General features: G+C 39.5%; 17 protein-coding genes. 3 read left to right on the forward strand and 14 right to left on the reverse strand.

All coding sequences use genetic code 11. The annotated features are described in order from the left end of the window. Nucleotides 1–56: 56 nt before the first annotated feature. The 14 genes from FFM66_RS07680 to FFM66_RS07745 form a co-directional block, all read right to left on the reverse strand. The gene (locus tag FFM66_RS07680; RefSeq protein WP_048603762.1) at nucleotides 57–770 is read right to left on the reverse strand and encodes a GntR family transcriptional regulator; all 714 of its coding nucleotides are present in this window, start codon (nucleotides 768–770) and stop codon (nucleotides 57–59) included. 126 nt (nucleotides 771–896) lie between these two features. Continuing rightward, nucleotides 897–1,214, reverse strand: coding sequence for a PTS lactose/cellobiose transporter subunit IIA (locus tag FFM66_RS07685; RefSeq protein ID WP_137605523.1), 318 nt, complete (start codon nucleotides 1,212–1,214; stop codon nucleotides 897–899). 5 nt (nucleotides 1,215–1,219) lie between these two features. Beyond that, entirely contained in the window at nucleotides 1,220–1,543 is a 324-nt protein-coding gene (locus FFM66_RS07690; RefSeq protein ID WP_137605524.1) for a PTS sugar transporter subunit IIB, read from the reverse strand. A 14-nt stretch (nucleotides 1,544–1,557) separates the two neighbouring features. Continuing rightward, nucleotides 1,558–2,976 (reverse strand): glycoside hydrolase family 1 protein, encoded by a 1,419-nt coding sequence (locus FFM66_RS07695; protein WP_137605525.1) that lies wholly within the window; start codon nucleotides 2,974–2,976, stop codon nucleotides 1,558–1,560. Between the two features lie 214 nt (nucleotides 2,977–3,190). Further along, nucleotides 3,191–3,838, reverse strand: a complete 648-nt coding sequence (locus tag FFM66_RS07700) for a PepSY domain-containing protein (protein ID WP_137605526.1) — start codon at nucleotides 3,836–3,838, stop codon at nucleotides 3,191–3,193. Nucleotides 3,839–3,991: 153 nt separating this feature from the next. Further along, the gene (locus FFM66_RS07705) at nucleotides 3,992–5,491 is read right to left on the reverse strand and encodes a helix-turn-helix domain-containing protein (protein WP_048603757.1); all 1,500 of its coding nucleotides are present in this window, start codon (nucleotides 5,489–5,491) and stop codon (nucleotides 3,992–3,994) included. Between the two features lie 175 nt (nucleotides 5,492–5,666). Then, the gene (locus FFM66_RS07710; protein ID WP_246038429.1) at nucleotides 5,667–8,135 is read right to left on the reverse strand and encodes a hypothetical protein; all 2,469 of its coding nucleotides are present in this window, start codon (nucleotides 8,133–8,135) and stop codon (nucleotides 5,667–5,669) included. After that, nucleotides 8,110–8,442, reverse strand: a complete 333-nt coding sequence (locus FFM66_RS07715) for an LPXTG cell wall anchor domain-containing protein (protein WP_069959633.1) — start codon at nucleotides 8,440–8,442, stop codon at nucleotides 8,110–8,112. The genes FFM66_RS07710 and FFM66_RS07715 overlap by 26 nt, the downstream gene beginning before the upstream one ends. A gap of 10 nt (nucleotides 8,443–8,452) precedes the next feature. Continuing rightward, nucleotides 8,453–9,484, reverse strand: a complete 1,032-nt coding sequence (locus FFM66_RS07720) for a WxLIP family cell surface protein (RefSeq protein ID WP_137605546.1) — start codon at nucleotides 9,482–9,484, stop codon at nucleotides 8,453–8,455. A 64-nt stretch (nucleotides 9,485–9,548) separates the two neighbouring features. Then, nucleotides 9,549–10,232 (reverse strand): WxL domain-containing protein, encoded by a 684-nt coding sequence (locus FFM66_RS07725; RefSeq protein WP_048603754.1) that lies wholly within the window; start codon nucleotides 10,230–10,232, stop codon nucleotides 9,549–9,551. A gap of 179 nt (nucleotides 10,233–10,411) precedes the next feature. Next, the gene (gene trmB / locus FFM66_RS07730; protein WP_048603753.1) at nucleotides 10,412–11,074 is read right to left on the reverse strand and encodes a tRNA (guanosine(46)-N7)-methyltransferase TrmB; all 663 of its coding nucleotides are present in this window, start codon (nucleotides 11,072–11,074) and stop codon (nucleotides 10,412–10,414) included. 46 nt (nucleotides 11,075–11,120) lie between these two features. Continuing rightward, complete coding sequence (locus FFM66_RS07735) at nucleotides 11,121–11,900, reverse strand: phosphotransferase family protein (RefSeq protein ID WP_048603752.1); 780 nt, start codon at nucleotides 11,898–11,900, stop codon at nucleotides 11,121–11,123. A gap of 128 nt (nucleotides 11,901–12,028) precedes the next feature. Continuing rightward, nucleotides 12,029–13,240, reverse strand: a complete 1,212-nt coding sequence (locus FFM66_RS07740) for an ABC transporter permease (RefSeq protein WP_137605527.1) — start codon at nucleotides 13,238–13,240, stop codon at nucleotides 12,029–12,031. Continuing rightward, complete coding sequence (locus FFM66_RS07745; RefSeq protein ID WP_137605528.1) at nucleotides 13,233–13,976, reverse strand: ABC transporter ATP-binding protein; 744 nt, start codon at nucleotides 13,974–13,976, stop codon at nucleotides 13,233–13,235. Before FFM66_RS07745 ends, FFM66_RS07740 begins: the two co-directional genes overlap by 8 nt. Before the next feature lie 142 nt (nucleotides 13,977–14,118). On the opposite strand from FFM66_RS07745, the gene FFM66_RS07750 reads away from it, so the two are divergent. The 3 genes from FFM66_RS07750 to FFM66_RS07760 all read left to right on the forward strand — a co-directional run bounded on the left by FFM66_RS07750 (nucleotide 14,119) and on the right by FFM66_RS07760 (nucleotide 16,041). Further along, entirely contained in the window at nucleotides 14,119–14,544 is a 426-nt protein-coding gene (locus tag FFM66_RS07750) for an HIT family protein (protein WP_137605529.1), read from the forward strand. Continuing rightward, nucleotides 14,545–14,919, forward strand: coding sequence for a YtxH domain-containing protein (locus FFM66_RS07755; protein WP_048603748.1), 375 nt, complete (start codon nucleotides 14,545–14,547; stop codon nucleotides 14,917–14,919). Between the two features lie 111 nt (nucleotides 14,920–15,030). Further along, on the forward strand, nucleotides 15,031–16,041 hold the full coding sequence (locus tag FFM66_RS07760) for a peptidylprolyl isomerase (protein WP_048603747.1): 1,011 nt from the start codon (nucleotides 15,031–15,033) through the stop codon (nucleotides 16,039–16,041). Nucleotides 16,042–16,138 lie beyond the last annotated feature (97 nt).

The following is a 16,138-nucleotide window of genomic DNA, read 5'->3' on the forward strand; positions in this document are numbered from 1 at the left end:
TCTTTATTATAAAAAATACCCTCTTTATTATTAGAGGGCATCTGATAAAGACTATTTTAATTTCGTGTTAAAATCATTTCTGTAATAAATCGATCGTAGCGATGGACCGAAATCGAATATTCAAACGCAGCTCCGGTAGCCAAGTATCCGATTTGCTCCGCAACCCCCACCGGATCTCCTTTTTCTAAGAAAAGCTGTTCTGCTTCAAAATCTGTCGCTTTGCGAACGGTAATAGTTCTATGACCACTTTGAATTTTAAGATGCAATTCTTCTTCAATGTATTCATAAATTGAGGCTTCCAGTGTTTCTTTCTTTAATCCGGGAATCACATCGATAGGCATGTGAGTTTCCTCGATTACTGCTGGACTGCCATCCAAGTACCGTACTCGATAAATGTGATAAACAAAATCTCCCTCTGAAATGTTCAATTTACTTTGAATCAACGGTGAAGCTTTAATGACTGAAAAATCGAGGACTTTACTAGTTACTTTTTTGTCCGGATTTTCTGCGGTCTTTCCGCGAAATTGATTGACGATTGCAATTCGATCGATTTCATTCTTCGATAAATCTTTGACAAACGTTCCCGAGCCTCGACGTTTAATGATTAAGCCCTCTGATACCAAAATATCCAACGCCTGCTTGACCGTCATCTTGCTTGCTTCATAAAAAAGCCCCAGTTCTTTTTCTGAAGGTAATTTATCATTGGATTGGTATTCTCCAGCCAAAATTTTATTTCGTAAATCTCCTGAAATATGGATATATTTTTTCACAACTACTCACCTCTTTTGTGAACACACAGTTTCTCCTCTAAATAATAACTTATTTCAGGTGAAAAAGTCTATCTTATTCCTTGTAAAAGAAAAGAACTCAGAACCGTCGCTCTGAGTTCACTTTGCTTATTTCGTTGCCATTTTTTTATAGAGAGCAATGATTTCCTTCGCCAAGTCGGTAAAAGCAATGGCAGTCATCAAATGGTCTTGACTATGGACTGTCAGCAGTGTGACTTCCATGTGATTGCCTTGCGCTTCTTGCGTCAACATATTGGTTTGGGAATGGTGTGCTTCGACCAAAGATTTTTCTGCGTCTTTGATTTTTTCTTCCGCTTCCTCAAAATTGCCGGTTTTGGCAGCTTGGATCGCTTCCATCGCATCGCTTTTTGCATTGCCGCCGTACATAATCAAGCCCATGATGGCTTCTAGATTTTTTTCATCCATGTGTCTTACTTCCCTTCAATCAATTTTTCTGCTTGTGCCAAGACCTTTTTACCGTCCATCATGCCATAATCTGCCATATTGATGACATCAAAGGGAATACCTTTTGGCGCTAATTTTTCAGCAAATTGGGTTTTCATGAAGCGTACTTGTGGACCCAGTAGTAAAACATCCACCGGTTTTGTTGCCAAATGATTGTCTGCATCTGAAGCAGCAACGGCGAAAATATCTGCTTCCATCCCTTTTTTTTCTGCGGCTTTTTGCATTTTTGTCACTAATAAACTGGTACTCATGCCTGCCGAACAAACCAGCATAATTGTTTTCTTTGCCATGTTTTCCACCTCAACTAATTTTCAATGATTGTATCTTCCAAAAAGACCTGATTTGTCTCTGCGACATTTTTGATCCAATACCCGGATTTTTTGATGGTTTTTACTTGGGTGTGAATCTCATTTGAAATAAAGCCATACCGATTGCGGTACGCATTTTTCCACGACCAGCAATCGATGGGGGTCCATAAGTGATAGCCGAAACAATTCGAGCCTTCCACCATTGCTTGATTCAACCAATATAGATGTTCTTGGATAAATTGAATACGATAATCGTCTTCAATCAATCCATCTGCGTTCAAGTAGCGTTCTTCTCGGGAAACACCCATACCGTTTTCCGAAACGAACCAATCGATATTTCCATAATTATCGCGAATATTGATGCCGATATCATACAAGGCTTTAGGGTAGATTTCCCAGCCTTTATCAACATTCATCCGTCGTCCTGGCATTTCATATTCATCAAAATATTTTTCCGGCAGCCAATCCACAGTCAAGCTATTTGGTGAAACTGCCGGTGCTTGTACCCGGTGAGGATGATAGTAGTTGACACCTAAATAATCGATGGTATTTTCTTTGATGATCGCCAATTCTTCGGCAGAAGCTTCCCATAAAACCTTGTCTTTTGCCAACACAGCCACTAATTTTTCGGGAAATTCTCCCAGTGTAGAAGCATTCATAAAGAGTTGATTCAACCATAAATCAGCAAATTCTGAAGCGGCTTGATCCGCAGGTCCGTCGGTTGCTGGATATGGAGGAGTCAGATTCAAAATAATCCCGATCCGTCCATTTGGATTTTGATTCAGCTTTCGAAAACGAGCAATCGTTTTGCTGGATGCTAATTGAATATTGTAGGCTACTTGCACAGCTTTTTTACCGTCCACTATATTTGGATAATGGAATTGATGCAGGTATTCTCCTTCAACAATCACCATCGGTTCATTAAACGTGAACCAATCCACCACACGATCGCTGAATAATTCAAAACATTTTTCCGCAAATTTTACAAAAAGATCCACGACATGTTTTGATTCCCAGCCACCATATTGGTGATACAATTCAACGGGTAAATCAAAGTGATGCAGATTGATCACTGGACGAATACCGTTTTTAATGAATTCATTGATAACATCATTATAAAAACGTACCCCGTCTTCATTAACACTTCCAGTTTCCAGATCATCAATCAATCGACTCCATTGAATAGAGGTGCGGATTGAATTTAAGCCGATTTCTTTCATTAAACGAATATCTTCACGAAAACTATTGTAGAAATTCGATGCAGTGTCTGGTCCTACTTGCTGATAAAATTCTTCTGGGGCAATTTCATACCAGTAATCAAACATGTTGGCATGTTGTTTGTTAAAACGTCCTTCTGACTGAGGACCGGAAGTTGCGGCACCCCACCAGAAATTTTTAGGAAATTCTAGATTCATTTTTCTACTCCTCCAATTTCATTCGCAGAATCAAGTTGTTTCTTTGGTCATGTGATACCGTTGTCATTGAAACGCTTACGAAATTTTTTCTTACTTTTCTTTATCATACAGCGAAAAGATTAAAATGTCTATACTTTAAAAGGATATAAAATATACTTTTATCCAAAAATAAAAAAGCCGGATTTCTCCAGCTTTCACCTCTAGTATTTACCGCTTAATCATCGATTTCGGTTTCTATGACTTCTCCTGATTGAGCGTTTAATTTTACATTGGTCTCTTGATTTCCATCCACCACGGTCACTTCCCAGTAGGTGATGTTCAATTCTTTGTCCAGATCCCAATCCGTCGCTTCTCCAGCGCCCACCGTTGTTTCTGCGATTTCAGCCGCTTTTTCAATACTCAATAAATTGGCAAGATTTAATTTCTCTTCCCGTTTTACCCCGTTTCGATCGTCTGCATCCAACATTTCTTCTCGTTCTTTTTCTACTTTTTTCGTTGCACCATCAATGCGAATTTCAACTTCCTTTTCGTCATTGACTCCTTCGACTTTATAAAAGTAGTTGCCAAAAGAAGTATCTAGTTCTAGTGAAGTAATATCTGCATCAGAATAAGTCTCTTGAAAAATTTTGATTGCTTCATCAACCGATACCTTCAGACCGCTAATTCCTTGCCCACTGCTAGACTGAGTCGTTTCAGTCATGCTGGTGCTGGTAGTTTTTGATTGCGCTGTTGATTGCGCTGTTGTTTGTGCTTGTTCTGTACTTGATTGACTAGACTGATTCGGCGTATCTCCTGTTGAGCAGCCCGCAAGCAAGCCCAAGGTAAGCAGGCTCATTCCTAAAACAAATCCTTTTGTTCTCATGATATCCCCTCCACTCTCCATCTTAGCAGTTTTCTCAGAGAAATCACAAGGCGAATCCGCCAAATAAATCGTATTTTATTCAATTTTACAACGAATTTTAATTTATTTTGACAAAATTCAAAAAATTAGTTGTTTCACAGAAAAGCTCTGTTTTCATGACTTCATCCCCGAATTTATTTTTTGCAGGTAACACTCTTTTAAAAATTCACCCAGATAAGGAAAATCAAAATCGTATTCATTGCTCAGCATCACAAAAATTCGAGCATTTTTTTGTAATGGGTAGTCTTTGACCTGACTTGTCAAAATAACATCGTATTGCTGATTCTTTTGATAGTTAACCAAATCTAATTTGACTGCTTGCGGCATTCGTTCCCGAATCATTTCGATGACAATATCTGCCATCACCCGTTCATAAGGAAAATCACATGCAACTTGTAAACGCAGTTCAACCTCTTTAAAAATTAACTGCAAAATGGAGGCATAGCGCCCAAAAAGTTCAAACTGAGAATTTTTTTTGTCACTTTCAGAGATATCTAAAATACCTAACGACTGCTGCGTCAAACTTTGACAAAGTGCCAGCAATTGTTTTTCCTCAATTTCTGAAAGGCGCTGCTGCAATCCTTGATGTCCAAAGACACTGATCCATCCTCGGAAATAAACCAAACGAAAATGATTTTGCATCACTGTTAGAGCAATTTTTTCCGAAAAATCTTCTGAAAAAGAGTAGAAAGAAAAATGCTCTTGCAGGGTTTCTTTGAATGTTTCATTGAGTTTGTCGACTAATTTGTCCTTATGTTTTTCCTGTATCAAAAATTTTCGCACATAATCATTATGGGTATCTAGGGTAAAGTTGCAGATCATAAACAAATAGAAGATCAAGGTTTCATTTTGATTCCAACCAAAAGCAGATTGAAAGAAATAACGAGACAGAAATTTCTGCAACGAGAGCAGGAAACCGCTTGTCTGCAATAGCTCACTCGGCAATTCAGAATAATCCGGCATACTTTTTTTGCTAGCCCGCAGCCTTTTTTTCATAATATATAACCAAATTTGAAATTTGATTTCTCCATCTTCCGTAAAAGGAAAACTAAATTCATTTTTCATCAATACTAAAAAGCCCTCTGCAGCAGCCTCAGAAAATTCTTTTAGATTTACTAAATAAGGTCGACCAAACCACAACAGTTGAAAATAAAAATAACGAATTTGGATTTCCGAACCATATAAATGACCATTTTTTATCTGTAAATGAAATTCAACCAGCAGCAGATTCAACTCTTTGATACGACGGGTCAAGGTGGCAGTACTAATATTCAACTGTGTTAAAAATTTCTGCCGTTCAAAACTGCCATTTTCTAATAGATACATCAAGATTTGATATTTGATGGATTCCTTTAAGTAGGAATAATACACATCAGAAGTGGATAGATTCCCCAAACGACGTAAGGCTATTTTTCCTTCCCGTTGAGTAAAGGACAATTCATCAAACGCTTTCAAATGTTGCTCTAACAGAACAATATCTTCTTTGAAAGTCGCCCGGTCCACCGATAGCTTCACGAGTATTTCATTGACCGACAGTTCGCTCCGTTCTAATAAAAGCTGAAAAATTTTGATTTGACGCTGCTCGTTTTTTTCAAGCAAACTGAACAGTTCCAAGTCCTTCTCCTCCTAACATCAGTGAATTCATACAGCTGATGCAAGCAGATTTAGAAAAGTACCTTCTCTATTTTTTCAGCTTTTTCAAAACTTTCTGAATTCGTCAAAATAGAAAAAGAACTTCAACTCAAAATAGGCTATTTGAGTTGAAGTAACTATCTAATGTCCCACATTTTTATTCGGTAGGACCTGTTGACAATTCCCAGGTAATGGTTCCTTGATAGGTTTTGTCTACTTGTGCATCTGTGCCGCTGTTCACCTCTAAGAGTAAACCATCGTTAGGAAGAAAGTCAACGGGAATATCTCCCTTTTTTGAACCATCATTTTGATAGATTGGTGTACTCTGATCTTTCGGGATAAGAATATTTTTTCCCTCATGATTGAAATACAAATTAACCTGACTTAATTCTCTTCCTTCTGTATTTTTGAAAGGAGTAGATAGTTTCCCAGTAATCTGCCACGAAGCATCTGAACTTGGTAAACGGGTGTCCCGTACGGCAAATGAAAAATCACCTTTTGCTTTGTAATATGCTGTTTGTGTTGGCAATAGAAGATCACTGCCAAAGGTAAAATCGGCGGGGGCATCTACCAAAGCTAATTCTTGCTTAGGAATCTGGATCAGATTGGTATCTGTCTTGACTTCAGTAAAGGGTAATTTTGTTCCGTCAGATAACGCAATATTTCCTGATAATACAGCCGGTTTGGTCGGCAGATCGATGGCATTTGTCGTTGCAGTAATCGGATTTATTTTATATTTATAGGTGATCGTCACTTTATCTCCAGCTTTTGCTAAATATTGTGTAGGTATACTGATTCCATTTTGGATATCATCATCAGGAATCACCGTCCCATTCAGCGACAAACTTCCCTTTTCATAGGTAACATTTTCCGGAAGCGCAACGCTTACTTTTTTATCTGCTAAAGAATCCCCCATTTTATCTAAGGTAAACGTACTATTTTCTTGAACAATGTCCCCAGCCAAAGCAATCAAAGGTTTTCCAGTCTCTGGCGTTCGACTAAGATTTTTCAAATAACTTTCTTTAGAAATCGCTGGAAAACCAGCCACCGTGATGGCTTTCAAATTAGAGATACCCGTTTGTTCTGACTGCCATTTATAGGCAAGATTTGGATAAGCTTTTGAAAGGGTATCGTCAATCAATTTGTAGTCAAAATAATATTGACCGGAAGCAAGCGCCGGCAGTGTTGTGGTTGCTGAATTATCACCACCATTATTTGTTGAAATCGTTTGAAATAATTTGTCTTCAAAAGTCCCCACTAATTTTTGTGTTGTTTTATTGTACAGCCGGTAATGAATGGCCCCTGCTGTTAAATCGCTCGCTCGCCAGACCGCGTTCACTTGATAGGGGGTACTAGTAAGTAATTTTCCCCATTGGCTATCTGGTTCCAAGTTTGTTGGCTTGACTGTGCCATCTACAGCATATTTTTCAAGTACCTTTAAGGTGACAGGTGACAACGCAGTTCCCCCGGCATCTTTTCCTGTATATAAAATACTTGTTTGCTGATTCAATCCGAGTGTTTGTGTCGGCGTATGGGTCAATGTTGCCCCAGTCGTTTCATTCTTTCCAGTAAAAAAATTCACCACTCGATTAAAACGATTTGTTGGTTGTTGAGCAAAACTTCCTTCTGAGAGTCCCATTGTCAAGGTTCGGTTGTTGGTTGTTCCAGGAAGATTCAGGTTGTTGCTGTCAACATACTCAGTTTTATCAGCAAAACTATTGTACTTATTCGTCGTATCCCATGGAGAGATGTAGCTGTTCCAAGTTGGTAATTGGAAAGTTGATGTTTTTGCGTATGCTGCCGGATTCATTGCCCCATTCGTTAGTTTAGGATAAAACCGTCCACCTGGTGGAGAAATAATTGAATTGAATATACGATCTTGCACAACGTTATTCGAATCATAGAAATCTACAGAAAAATCGGCTAGTTTTGTAGTAGAAGGTTGCAGTTTGCCTTTTGTTAGTACTTTGTTTGGGCTGATGTCATCTTTTTCGCCGCTTGCAGTCATCTTTGCAACATCGACGGTAATATCAAAAACAATCGGAATATTCCCAGCATTGAATCCAGGCTGAGTGATGATATTGAAAATTGAACCTACAATATTTCCATTGTCCCATGAACCCATACCAAATCGCAGTGTATGGTTCCCTGCGGACATTAGACCACCTTCCGTTAGTTTAATATTTGCCCCATTAATTTTTAAGTAAGCATTGTTCCAGTCGATTGCCTTTAAAACGTCCTCACTTGAAACATATTTAGGTAAATTGATGATCGCCACAAAAGCAAACCCTTGAGCAGGAATATTTATGACATCTAAATAGTTCGTCAATTCCACATGGCTTTCCCAATGAAACCCAATTTTTCCGCCCTTCCAAGGATCATTGGAGCCATCGTTTGTGTAGGTAACATTTAATTTGGGTAATTGATCGGCTCCAGTTAACTGCACAATTTTCCCTCCAGAAATACCACCGTTTGTACCATTTTTTGGTGTGATATTTTCATACGTATCTGGATCATATTCACCCACTGCTTCGGCTTGTCTGCCTAATCCAATAGTTCCCACAGTAAGAAGCGCCACCAGAAGAAGAAGTTTAAAAAGATTAATCCCTTGACGTAATTTGTTCATCCTCTTCTTCCTCCTTTCGCCGTTTCCAGATAAGAATCCATACAAGAAGAATCAATTCGCTCCCGATAATCATGTAAAGAAAGCTAATTGGTTTTTCATTGGTTTTTGGTAATGTTTGATTTGCCGGTTTCTTGATGGGAGGATTTGTTGCTTGTCCTCCCCCATTAGTCGGTGGATTAGGTGTCGGTGTGCGGTCATAAAAAACAATGGACGCATTACTGGCAGCATCTTCGCTTGCATAGGCCGGCTGCCACCCGCTAAACAATAAACCAACGCTCAATCCCCCCAATAAAAGCCATTTTTTCACTACAATCACCTCATTCCTCTGATTCTTTTCCCTTCCGTTTTTTCCAAACAATAAATAGTAAAATAAACAAAAGCACTGCGAGAACGATCAACAGAATGTAAAGCCATGGGAAACTCTTTTCTTTCACTGCAAAGACAGAATTCTTGTTGACTTCTTCGGCTTCTGATTTTTTAATGGTAAAGTTTTGTGTGAAATGCCATTCATATTCCCCAGATTTTGCCACGATATCTGCGCGATATTTTCCTGGTTTTGCCCGATCACCCGCTAAATCCAGATTCAAATGAAAGTTTGAGCTTGGGGCCACTAAAAATTCATTGGAGGTATTTTCAATATACAGTTGATCTTCATAATAAATTTTACTAGTAAAAATCAAGCTACTGATAATCGTCGGTTGGGGATTTTGGAAAAACAATTGGACGGTTGGGCTGGCATTGACAGCCACTAAATCGCCAGACAAGAGTTTCAAATCCGGCTCTATTTTTTCCTTACTCTCCTGCAATACGATAGCAAGATTATAAGCAATACGATTTTTTATTTGTACGCCATTTTCATCAGAGGATTTTTCTTCATTTTCCTCCTTAGGAATCACGTGAATTCCCGCAAGTACCCGTCCTTTAAATTCATCCGTAGGAATCTTTATTTTGATTGGTACAGTTATTGTGGCTTTTCCTGCCACTTCATATTCTTTTTTCTCAATAGTAACGACTTCCCGTACATCAAACGGAAGGCTCTCATCCAATCGAGGTTTTTCTTGCCCATAATCGATAGTACCACCATCACTTGTAACGGCTGGATTGATCGAAACTTCAAAAGTTCGTGCTTTCTCCGCAGAATTAGTCAGCTCAATTGCTACTGTCTGCTCTTGTTTAGGAGTCACCAACAAATCAAAATAACCGATTGCTTTGTCTAATTGATTCTCTGGAAAAACTGGTTTCACACCAAAATCCCCCGAAGCATCGGCGGCGTGACTGATTATCGGAAACCCGAAAAACATCCCTAAAACAGTAAAAAATACAAAGAGCAATCGTTTTCTTTGATTCACCATTGACCACTATCCTTTCAAAAGGGGAGCGGATTATGCTCCCCACATTTTCAAATTATTACTTTTACAGTGCTGGTCCTGCTGTCAAATCCCAAGTCAGATCAGCCGTAAATGTTCCTGTAGCAGCTTCTGGAACCGTTAGTGTGATATTTGCTGGGTCATAAACAGAAAGCCAGGTTCCAAGACCTTGGTCCTTAGAAGCTGTAAAAATCGCAGAGGCAGAATCAGTACTGTCTAATTTGGAAACAGCTTTATTTGTAGGACTTGTAGCTGCATTTGTAGGAACAGTTTTAATAACAGATGTACCAAAATTCAGTTCTGCACCCTCTAGTTTTTGCTCACCATTTTTAAAATCTGATACTGAAACAGTCACATTCCATCCTTGAGCTTGTCCATCAGTACCAACACCGCGACGATCCGAAACTTGAATGTAGGGGGTATCATTTTGTGTCGCATCAACAGAATAACTTTTTGTTCCACTTTCAATCTCATGTGAGCCAAATGGCAGATTAGGAACAACATCCAAGGTCAATGGTCCCGCTTGACCGGTTCCTGGATTTTCAGGATCAACCGGATCAACTGGCTTTGTCGGGTCGGTTGGATCAACTGGATCAACACTCCCTGTTGGTTCAGTAAATGTGATATCACCTTTTGTTGTCGCTGGTTCTGCAGCAAATGCTGGTGTAGCTGCCAAACCGCTAAGTACTACTGTTGAAAGTAACAATGTGCCAATAATTTTCTTTTTCATGATAATCTCTCCTTTGTTTTTTGTACCTTTAGTATAAATGGAAAGGTTCTCAAAAAATCATCATCTTTTCACAGAGCGACAGGAGTTTTTGAGCAAAAAAAGAAACGACCCACTAAAAAAGCGGGTCGTTTCCATCTTTATTTATTTCAAAAAAAGCTTAGCAAGTAGTATAGCCAAATTTATTCTGGCAAGTGTTTCCGCTTATCCGCAAACCGAGCCTCCACCCGATAGATTCGTTGCCCTCGTGAGGAAAATTTTTCTTCGTATTCGGTCATAATATTTCCTTCATAGGTACTGTGATGCAAATCAAGCCAGACTTGTTGCAGAGTCATACCATATTTTGAAAAGCTGGCTAAGGAGTATTCAAATAAGCCTTGGTTATCTGTTTTAAAATGGATTTCTCCTTTAGGACGGAGAATTTTTTCGTCCACTGCCAAAAAGCCGGCAGAAGTCAAACGGCGTTTTTCGTGGCGGGTTTTTGGCCAAGGATCAGAAAAATTCAAATAGATCTGATCGACTTCACTATCTGCAAAATAATCTGTCAAGGCCGAACCATCAACATGCAAGAGCTGTACATTCGCTAGTTCCTTTTCAAGGACCTTATCCAACGCAAAGGAAACCACGCTGACTTGCATTTCTACACCGATATAATTAATTTGAGGATTGGTTCGTGCCATTTCCGTGATGAACCGTCCTTTTCCCATACCAATCTCAATATGGATCGGGTGATCGTTGCCAAAGCGTTCCTGCCACTTGCCTTTCCATGCAGTCGGTTCAGCAACCACGATTTCTGGATGTGCTGCCAGCATTTCCTCTGCTCCGTTACGTTTTCTTACTCTCATAATTTCCTCGCTTTCTCCAATAGAAAAGCTGAAGGCTTCCCTTCAGCTATCCGCTAAATACTCGTTTTAATTGCAAAATTTCTTCATTCATCGTTTTGTATTCGCCACGATGATAATATTTTTTTATTTCCTGTAAAATCGACATCAACGCGTACCAATACACCCGCTCTAAATTATCTGAAGTCGCTTGTACCCCATAACTGATCAACCAATGGCTCCATGACGAAATCGGCAAATAATGTCCTAAAATCGTACCGATATCCACCGCAGGGTCCGCAAACATAATCGAATCCCAGTCTACAAGATACAAATAGTGCTGACACACCAACCAATTTCGATAATTGACATCTCCATGCACCACGGCTTTTCGTTCAGGATAAAAGGTTGGAATATTTTTTTGCAGATATTCGATGACCAATTTTAAAAAACGATTTTGTAAAATCGCCGACGGTAGATCCGCTTCATAATTTTCCAACATCATCTTTGGGGTAATTACCCGGCTATCGATTCGTTCTAGCATTTGCTTCAATGATTTTGAATGATGCAACTGATACAAGACATCCATTACATCGTTTCGCTGCCCGATTTCTTCCGGATCAAGGATATGCCCTTCCAACCACTCTTGAGCAGTCAGCGTGTCCCCGTTCCCCGTTCGTTTTGTCCAAACTAATTTGGGAGTAATGCCTTCTCTGGATAGAGCAGCCAGCATCGGGGTGGTATTTCGTTTGATAAAGACTTTTTCTTTTTTTCGCAAACCGACATACGCTTTGCCGGTATCCCCTTTGATTGGGCGCATACGCCATTCATGGTCCAACTGAATTTCCATCCGAGTCTTCCTTTCAACATTCTCCACAGTACCATTTATTCTAGCGGCTCAACAGGCACTCGTCAAGCGGATATACGTTCGTTTTTTCAAAGAAACGCTGGATAAATCAAGTTTCTTGCGAAGTTTTTCTACTTTTCATTCATTTTTTTCAAACGTGACGGCAAATACAAATAAATAAAGCCCCCTACAACAAGTCCATAGCCCAAAATAATGATTCCTCGATCGCCCCATGTTGGCAGACGAAAAGCAGCGACACCAGCAAAAACAACAGCGGCAAAAATCAAAAGTACCAGTAACAACCGCTGCAAAGCGATACTCTGCTGTTTGGCAGAAACTGGATACAGATGGGTCAAAACCATATAACGAAATTGCGTGTACAAAGGCATTAATTGAAAACCAATCAGATACAAAAAGAGGCCTCCAATTCCCAAACTAAACCATCGATCGTGAATGAAATATAGCAACAATCCACCGATCAAGACCAAACGCATGTATAAACCGCTGTATTCGGAGCCGCGAACCATTCGGCGGGCATACAGATAAAGATACGTATTTTCCTGTTTTGCAGTGATTTTTTTCAACAAACCGTCCAGATACTTCCGCCGTTTGACACTTGCAGTGATTTCCGGCACATCCGTAAATAAATTAATAAACTGATAGATACGGTGCAAACGATTGGTTTCTGATTGAATCATTTTTTCCCAATGTAAGGTCAAGGTCGGCTGCTGCCACAAGAAATAGTGATATCCCCCTGCCACAACCAGACTGCCCAGCAGACCAATGATTGGTGAGAGATACAGACTCGTCGCCAACAAAGCACCACTAAGCAGCAACCACGGCCAATAATAGCGATGCGTTTTGCTTTCAAAAAATAAACTGTACCGTTGCCAGTACAAATGAGCAATTTTCAACAGCCAGAGTGTTGGTAGAATCAAAAAAAATTCTCCAAAGGATGCGCCCGTCGCTACCACAGCAAGGGGCATCGTAATTCCGGCAATCAATCCAATCACCACAAAGGGTAAAAAGCAGGAATAGCGCAAACCTTGTTGCAGGTATCCTCGCATCTGTTTTTCCTTTGGCAATAAAAACACCAGATCAGCGGCTTTCGTTAAACTGACAAACTTACCAAAATGCAAAACAATCAGCCAGACAAGTAAGACCAGTAAGCCAAAAATTTTTGACTGTTTTGGCAAAGTTTTCAATAAATCAGAATAATATAACCCTAATCCTCCCAATAAAAAGGTACAGACTAAGACAAAATGATCGTTAAAGACATACCGCAGATACTTCATCATTTGTTTTTGGTGCAACTGCAGCCGTTTTTGAAATAAATCAGACATCGGCAGCCACCTGCTCTTTGGTCAATGCAATATAGATTTCGTCCAGTGATGCATCATAAAGTTGAAATTCATTTCGCAATTCCTCAATCGTTCCTTGCGCACGAATTTTCCCATTGTGCAGTACAACAAACCGGTCACAATATTTTTCAGCGGTCGCCAAAATATGTGTAGACATCAAAATCGATGCGCCTGCTTTCTTCATTTGATCCATCAGTTCCAATAACGCATGGATTGCCAACGGGTCTAAACCTAAAAAAGGTTCATCAATGATATACAGACTAGGTTCAATCAAAAAAGCACATAAAACCATCACCTTTTGCTTCATTCCTTTAGAAAAATTAGCCGGAAACCAATCCAACTTATTTTCTAAACGAAACGTCTTCAATAAACTTTCCGCCCGACGAAAGGCTTCTTCTTGGGGAATATCATAAGCCATCGCCGTAATTTCAATGTGTTCCCGCAACGTCAATTCTTCATATAACGAAGGGGTTTCCGGAATATAACCAATTTGTTTCCGATAAGCTTCCGGCTCTTTTTTTAACATCAGTCCATTTAAGGTGATTGTACCTTTTTGCGGTTGCAATAAGCCGATAATTTCTTTAATGGTCGTACTTTTCCCAGCACCATTCAAACCAATCAAGCCCACTAATTCCCCATCATGGATGGTAAAATCGATATCTTTTAAAACCGGCAGCTGACTGTAGCCTCCCGTTAAATTTCTCACTTCAAGTGTCATTCATTTTTTCCTCCGATTATTACTGTTCTCATTATACCAAAAATAGCCGGGAATTTTTGTGTTTTTCCTGCTTGTTTTCTTACAATCCTTAAAAGTTATGGTAAAGTAGGGCTAAGGAAAAATTTTGAAAGGATGACTTCCTATGACAGACTGTATTTTTTGTAAAATAATCAATCAAGAAATTCCCAGCTACAAAGTATATGAAGACGACAAAGTGTATGCCTTTTTGGACCTTTCCCAAGTAACGGAAGGCCATACGTTGGTCGTTCCAAAAAAACACGTGACAGATATTTTTGACTATGATGAACCCTTGGCAGCAGAGGTTTTTAGCCGTATTCCCAAAATCGCCAAAGCAATTGAAAAAGCCTTTCCGGAAATCAAAGGAATGAACATTGTCAACAACAACAAGGAACTGGCCTATCAGTCGGTTTTCCATTCCCACTTTCATTTGATTCCCCGTTACAGCAAAGAAGATGATTTCTCGATGCATTTTGGCAATCACATGGATCAATACACACCGGAAGAAATGACGGCTATTGCCGAAAAAATCAAAAAGCAGGTGAAATAAATGCTGAAAAATTTTATTAAAGGACTTTTATTCGGCTCTTCTGTCGGCGCAGTAGGTGGTTTACTGTTGGCTCCCCGCAGCGGGAATGAAACCCGCAAAAAGCTGGCAAAAGAATTGGAAGAAGCCACCGATTCCACTCTTGAATTAAACGAAAGCCTGCAACATTTCCAACGGGCTGTAGTTGAAACCAAACGAACGGCAATGGAAACTTTACCGGTTTTACAAAATGCGCTGCAAAAAGATATCGAAGCATACAAATTCCAAGCTGAACCGCGAATCAAGCAGATTCAACAGCAGGTAGCCAAGCTGAATGGTCATGTCACCCAATTCACAGAAACCCTGTCGGAACCATCTGAATCAGGCGATAAAAAGTGATGAAAGTGTGAATTTTCTCGGAAACATCATTGGAATTCTACCACTTCAAATTAGAGTGTGTTATAGTTATACTTGTGAAAAATTTAAGTAGATTACAGGAGTGCTAAACGAATGAAGAAAAAAATACTATTGGCTGCTGTTGGCGCGATGAGCGTTTTTGCTTTAGCCGCATGTTCAAGTAAAGGCAACGAAGAAATTGCTTCAATGAAGGGCAGCAAAATCACGGTAGCAGATTTTTATGAGGAAGCGAAAAATGAATCTGCAAACCAAAACCTTGTACGTAATATGATCATTTACAAAGCCTTTGATGATAAATATGGCGACAAAGTAAGTGATAAAGCGGTTGACAAAGAATACAACAAACAAAAAGACAGTATGGGCGACGCTTTCGAACAACAATTAGAAGCTGCAGGCTATACCACAAAGACATTTAAAGAATACTTGCGTCAAAATCTTGTGTTGGAAGCTGGCTTAAAAGCGAATATCAAATTGACAGATGCTGACAAAAAAGCAGCTTGGGAATCTTTCCATCCAGAAGTTGAAGCACAAATCATCGCTTTAGCCAGTGAAGATGAAGCCAAAGACGTTTTAGAAAAAGCGAAAGAAAAAGATGCCGACTTTGCGAAATTGGCAAAAGAAAATTCTACGGACACTGCAACCAGTGAAGACGGTGGCACCATCAAATTCGATTCACAATCAACAACACCACCAGCTGAAGTCAAAACAGCAGCTTTTGAATTAAAGGATGGCGAAGTTTCTGACGTGATCACTGCTACAGATGCTACTACTTACCAAACCAGCTATTATGTAGTGAAAATGGTGAAAAACAAAGACAAAGGCAACGACATGGAACCTTATAAAGATGAAATCAAAGAAATCGCAGAACAAACAAAACTAAGCGATTCTGCCTTTACTTCAAAAATCATCGGTCAAACCTTGAAAGATGCAAATGTGAAAATCAAAGATGATTCCTTCAAAGATATCTTGTCTTCTTATATTGACGCAGCAGATACAAGCAGCTCAACTGCTGAAAGCACAGAAGAAAGCAGCGCAGCCTCTTCTACAGCAGATAGCTCAGCAGCAGAATCCACAACTGAAAGTTCAACTGCTGATTCTGAATAAGCCAATTTAAAAGCTCCCATCGATTTGAATTCTATCAAATCAATGGGAGCTTTTTTGTAGTTTGAATTTTGAGGGACCTACTTATTTCTTACCAAAA

It is taken from the genome of Enterococcus songbeiensis, from assembly GCF_005405265.1.
GTDB lineage: Bacteria > Bacillota > Bacilli > Lactobacillales > Enterococcaceae > Enterococcus_C > Enterococcus_C songbeiensis.

Bases quoted from the DNA above. Each gene is read 5' to 3' on its own strand.
- trmB (WP_048603753.1), bottom strand. From the start codon at position 11,074: ATGAGAGTAAGAAAACGTAACGGAGCAGAGGAAATGCTGGCAGCACAT.
- FFM66_RS07745 (WP_137605528.1), bottom strand. From the start codon at position 13,976: ATGACACTTGAAGTGAGAAATTTAACGGGAGGCTACAGTCAGCTGCCG.
- FFM66_RS07725 (WP_048603754.1), bottom strand. From the start codon at position 10,232: ATGAAAAAGAAAATTATTGGCACATTGTTACTTTCAACAGTAGTACTT.
- FFM66_RS07710 (WP_246038429.1), bottom strand. From the start codon at position 8,135: ATGAACAAATTACGTCAAGGGATTAATCTTTTTAAACTTCTTCTTCTG.
- FFM66_RS07695 (WP_137605525.1), bottom strand. From the start codon at position 2,976: ATGAATCTAGAATTTCCTAAAAATTTCTGGTGGGGTGCCGCAACTTCC.
- FFM66_RS07735 (WP_048603752.1), bottom strand. From the start codon at position 11,900: ATGGAAATTCAGTTGGACCATGAATGGCGTATGCGCCCAATCAAAGGG.
- FFM66_RS07750 (WP_137605529.1), top strand. From the start codon at position 14,119: ATGACAGACTGTATTTTTTGTAAAATAATCAATCAAGAAATTCCCAGC.
- FFM66_RS07685 (WP_137605523.1), bottom strand. From the start codon at position 1,214: ATGGATGAAAAAAATCTAGAAGCCATCATGGGCTTGATTATGTACGGC.
- FFM66_RS07760 (WP_048603747.1), top strand. From the start codon at position 15,031: ATGAAGAAAAAAATACTATTGGCTGCTGTTGGCGCGATGAGCGTTTTT.
- FFM66_RS07755 (WP_048603748.1), top strand. From the start codon at position 14,545: ATGCTGAAAAATTTTATTAAAGGACTTTTATTCGGCTCTTCTGTCGGC.
- FFM66_RS07700 (WP_137605526.1), bottom strand. From the start codon at position 3,838: ATGAGAACAAAAGGATTTGTTTTAGGAATGAGCCTGCTTACCTTGGGC.
- FFM66_RS07740 (WP_137605527.1), bottom strand. From the start codon at position 13,240: ATGTCTGATTTATTTCAAAAACGGCTGCAGTTGCACCAAAAACAAATG.
- FFM66_RS07690 (WP_137605524.1), bottom strand. From the start codon at position 1,543: ATGGCAAAGAAAACAATTATGCTGGTTTGTTCGGCAGGCATGAGTACC.